General features: G+C 69.2%; 2 protein-coding genes. One reads left to right on the plus strand and one right to left on the minus strand.

The window, feature by feature from the left end:
• Window positions 1-288: 288 nt before the first annotated feature.
• Complete coding sequence (locus L995_RS19270; RefSeq protein WP_026062214.1) at window positions 289-1062, plus strand: PP2C family protein-serine/threonine phosphatase; 774 nt, start codon at window positions 289-291, stop codon at window positions 1060-1062.
• A gap of 78 nt (window positions 1063-1140) precedes the next feature.
• On the opposite strand, the gene L995_RS19275 is transcribed toward L995_RS19270, so the two are convergent.
• The coding region (locus L995_RS19275; RefSeq protein WP_047473038.1) for a hypothetical protein at window positions 1141-1648 on the minus strand (508 nt) is incomplete at its 5' end.

A 1648-nucleotide genomic window follows, 5' to 3' on the forward strand; every position in this document is an offset into this window, starting at 1 on the left:
TCCACGACCAGGGTCTGGCGCTCTTCGATGGCCTGGGCCACGGCCAGGGCCATGCGGGTCTGGCCTTCACGCGGCAGGAACTGCGCCTCGGCGCGCGACAGCAGGCCTTGCGGGGCGAAGGCCGCCTGCACGGCGGCGGTCAGGGAATGCACAGGACAGGTCCGGTTGTTGAAAAAGACAGCGCCACGGGAGCCGGGCGAGCCGGCACCGGGGGCAGCGCTCCGATAATATGCGCCATGCCACTGGTGTGCCCATCCGCCGCCCCAAGAGCCCACCAAACCAGAGACCATGCAGCCAGCGTACCGACTCCAAGCCGCCACAGGCATCCATCGCGGTGACAGGCAATACCAGCAAGACCAGGTGATGCTCATGGCCCACCCGTATGTCCACGGCTGCCTGCTGGGCGTTCTGGCCGACGGCATGGGCGGGCGCAGCGGCGGGCGCAAGGCCTCCGACCAGGTCATGCTCACGGCGCGCCAGTTGTTCGAGCGCTTCGAGCCGGGCAAGGAGGACTGCACAGCGCTGCTGGAGAGCATCGTGCGCGAGTCGCACACGGTGATCCGTCTGACCGCCATTTCGGCCGAGCAGGAGCCGCACAGCACCATCGCCGCCTTCGTGCTGCTGCCCCAGGGCCGCTGCCACTGGGTGCATTCGGGCGATTCGCGCATCTACCACTACCAGGACGCGACCATGGTCCACCGCACCAAGGACCATTCCTATGTGCAGTCGCTGGTGGACCGGGGAGAGCTCACCGAATTCGAGGCCCACGTGCACCCCAAGTCCAACATCCTGCTGGGCTGCCTGGGCACCGAGGCCGAACCGCCCATGAGCCACCACGTGATCGAGCGCGTGTATCCGGGCACCACCCTCATGGCCTGCAGCGATGGCGTCTGGCACTACTACACGGCCGAGGAACTGGGCACCGTGCTCAACGCGCTCACTCCGCGCGAGGCCACGGAGTTCCTCATCGACAAGGCCCGCGTGCGCGCCCAGGGCGGGGGCGACAACCTGTCCTTGGTGGTGCTCAAGCTCGAGGCGCTGGAGTCGGCCCAGACGGCTTGAACCGGGGTTGGAGCATCCAGGCCCTCACGCCAGCCCCCACCCGGTTGGCCTGTTGGCGCGTGGCAGAGAAAAAAAGGATCAGGGAGCAGGCGGCGCCGGCAGCGGCGCAGCCTGGGGACCGCGCTCGCGGGCCGCTTCGGCGGCACGGGCCTTGCGCTCGGCCGCTTCCTTCTGCTTGGCTTCGAACTGCGCACGCGATGCCGCGCGCCGCTCCTGCTCCTGGGCGGACTGGCGCTGCTCCATCTGGGCCTGCCGTTCGCGCTGGTGGCTGGCCTGCTGGGCGGCGCGCTGCTGCGCCTCCTGGGCGCGCTGCGCGCGCAGGGCCTGGGTATCGCGTTGCACGGCCGGCGGCCGTTCCTTGGCCTCCATGGTGGAGGCTGCCTTCTGCGCCTTCTTGGCCTCGATGTCTTCCAGGCGCTGGACGGCGCGCTCCTTGCGCTCCTCGTCGTTGATCTGAAGCTCGCGTTCGCGCAGCGGACGATCCTGCTCACGGGCCTCTTCGCGCGCCTGCTTGAGGCAGTCTTCCACGGCAAAGCGCTGGTAGCACTCGGACTCCAGGGCCGTGCGCCGGCGCTCGATGACGCGG

The organism is Delftia sp. ZNC0008, assembly GCF_000799035.1.
In the GTDB taxonomy this organism is placed as follows: domain Bacteria; phylum Pseudomonadota; class Gammaproteobacteria; order Burkholderiales; family Burkholderiaceae_C; genus Comamonas; species Comamonas tsuruhatensis.

Excerpts from the sequence above, each read along its gene's own strand:
- L995_RS19270 (WP_026062214.1), top strand. The coding sequence starts at position 289 with ATGCAGCCAGCGTACCGACTCCAAGCCGCCACAGGCATCCATCGCGGT.